The 2,731-nt window shown below is 41.8% G+C and carries 2 protein-coding genes; both read right to left on the bottom strand.

The genetic code is table 11. The annotated features are described in order from the left end of the window. Positions 1-283: 283 nt before the first annotated feature. Complete coding sequence (locus tag KDK19_RS02055; protein ID WP_257291246.1) at positions 284-1,300, bottom strand: Fe(3+) ABC transporter substrate-binding protein; 1,017 nt, start codon at positions 1,298-1,300, stop codon at positions 284-286. Between the two features lie 503 nt (positions 1,301-1,803). Then, positions 1,804-2,731 (bottom strand): hypothetical protein (locus tag KDK19_RS02050; RefSeq protein WP_257291245.1); only part of this gene is annotated, 928 nt, incomplete at its 5' end.

The raw sequence follows: 2,731 nt of genomic DNA, 5'->3' as shown, positions 1-2,731 counted from the left end.
CGATGAAGGCTTAAAGCTGGTGGTTAAAACCAAAGACCGCAAATTATTGTTAAAAACTGTACGGAATTATCTGGAGGAAGACTTCGGTGTTAAAAAGAAGAGGATCCGTATTGATGACCGTCTTAAGCATATGTTCCAGGACTTTTCGGAATCCGGACTGAAGGTTTGACTCGGGGCTCGGCCCGCAGATTTGCCTCTACATCGAAAGGTAAGGCGCCGAGGACTCATAGATCTGAGCCGACAAGCAGACGTCGGCTCTCCAGAAGGTCGAAAGGCCTTCTAATTACAGATCAAAACGGACTTCGTCTAACAATTTCTGAGCGGTTGCGTAGTTCTCTGCCAGCTTGTAGACAGGCAGATCGTCGGATTTGAACGCCCCCCAGGAAGCCACCATTTCGGAAACCGGCACGTCAGGGTTCACAGGGTATTCCATGTTGACTTCAGCGAAGGTAGCCTGAGCTTTCTCACTGGCCAGGAATTCCATTAATTTAACAGCATTGTCTTTATTAGGGGCATGCTTGGTCAGAACCATGCCACTGACGTTGACATGAGAGCCATGACCTTTCTGATCAGGGAAGTTGATGTAAACGGACTCAGCCCAGGGACGCTGTTCTTCATTGGTCATCATCTTGCCGAAGTAATAGCTGTTACCGATAGACAGGTCACAAACGCCTTCCTTAATAGCCTTTACCTGGGCACGGTCGTTACCCTGAGGACGACGGGCCAGGTTTTCCTTGAAACCTTGCAGCCATTCTTTGGTCGCTTCCTCACCATTGTGAGCGACATAAGCAGCAACGAGACCTACGTTATAGGCGTTTTTACCGCTGCGTGTGCAGATCTTGCCTTTGTACTTTGGATCGGCCAGATCGTCATAAGTGATGCCTTCCGGCTTGTCGGAACGTTTGGTGCTGTAAATATTTCTGACACGCTTGGTCAGGGCAAACCACTCACCCTCAGGGTCTCTGTATTGTGCAGGAATGTCGTTATTGATTGATTGGCTGTCAACGGGCTGGCTGAGATCTTTTTCTACCAGATTCATCAGTCGGCTGATGTCTGTCGTCAATACCAGATCAGCAGGACTCAGTTGGCCTTCGCGTTCAAGACGCTCACTCAGACCTTTTTTAGCAAACACCATATTGACTTCAATACCAGTATCCTTGCTGAACTCTGCGAACAGAGGTTCAACCAGAAAAGGCTGACGATAAGAGTACACGTTAACCACTTCTGCGGCCTGGGAGAGGGCAGATGCAGCCATAAGACCTGATGCTAAAAGCACTGAAGAGAGTTTATTTTTCAACATGGGCGACAACCGTCTCTTTTATAATATCAATCTAAATAGGAAACATTATCATTCGCGTATTTTACAGAAATTACTCTTTATCGCCAGTTATTTAAGTACATAAGTACTAACTTTTTCGTTCTATTCACCCGCCTTTTCACATTTACCAAAGCCTCACACTGAACAGCCCGCCAAAAAGCGGGCTGTGTTGCTGTGACAGAGCTTCTGCATCGTCACTCACTGGCCACCCTAAATAAGAAGTCACAAACGATCTGAGTCCTTCGAACACTTGCCGCACTTGAGTCGTTGTCAGAAAAAATTGAGCGGCACCGGGCCGTACTGTCTCTCCCAGGGCTACATAACCTCCTCTGAGAACAGGCCTTCGTATACAAGCTAATCTACCCTGTACTCCTTTCAAGGAAGCTTCTCATTTCGTCCCGCATAGTAGAGCTTTCAAGTGCAAGGTGGTCACCGGTCGGAATTAACAGCAGTTGTGCAAAGTAGGCCAAACAAAAATGTATTAATCATTCTTCAAATTCGATCATGTCAAAGACTTGCATAAAACTGTCTATTTTCATTTTAAAGATACCGTCATCTCGTCCATCGATTGGTAGGTGTGTTTCTGGGTCTGAGGGCTCTTCGTGCCCCCAAGGGTTTCTTAAAACAACATTATCACTTTCAGTATCATAAAAGAGTATGCTGTAGCAGTGATGGTTAGGTAAGTTTCTATAAGGTGGTATCAAATTTTTATAACAATAATTAATTGGTAATATTGGTAAATCCAATTTAGTTAGACATAGAAACTTGTAATGTGAACTAATTAAACTAGCTGCTGATATCTTTTTATAATAAGTAAGTTCATATAATTTTTTTCTAATTTCATTGGACGTGCTCATATAAATCCGCCAATACCCTGTCGGATTTCCGGTTAAAATTGATATTGCTTTCTTGGCGGTTATTTCATTAAGGAAATAATCGATCTCATAATTTCTTCGTGATAATTTTCCTTGAGGATTTTTCAAAACAGCATGATAAATGTTGTCTTTCAGATATGAGATAGATTTAGAAAAATACTTACTGATAGTAGATGATTCGTCACTTATTAGCTTAAGAATCGTGATTTCTAATATTAATGGCCAGAAACCTCTGTAAGGAGCAATGGCTCCTTTGTATAAGATTTCAATACTAGGAGCTACTTTTATATTTCTATGTGAAGGTAAATTTACGTTAAAACTCCCATCTTCATTCTGACTTAACATATTATATATATCAGCTGGTCTTGAATAAGCTAATGATGTGATAGATGCAATTAAACCACAATCACCAATTTGTTGCTGATGGATATATTGGTAATCGATAGAATCGACTCCTAATGGCATAAGTCCATAAGATAGAAGTTTCATCTTATAAAGTAAAAATCTAATATCTTTATCATTTAGAATATCAGAAATA

The organism is Endozoicomonas sp. ONNA1 (assembly GCF_024606325.1).
Taxonomy (GTDB): Bacteria; Pseudomonadota; Gammaproteobacteria; order Pseudomonadales; family Endozoicomonadaceae; genus Endozoicomonas_A.
This window is presented reverse-complemented; position numbering and strand designations above follow the sequence as displayed.

Excerpts from the sequence above, each read along its gene's own strand:
- KDK19_RS02055 (WP_257291246.1), bottom strand. The coding sequence starts at position 1,300 with ATGTTGAAAAATAAACTCTCTTCAGTGCTTTTAGCATCAGGTCTTATG.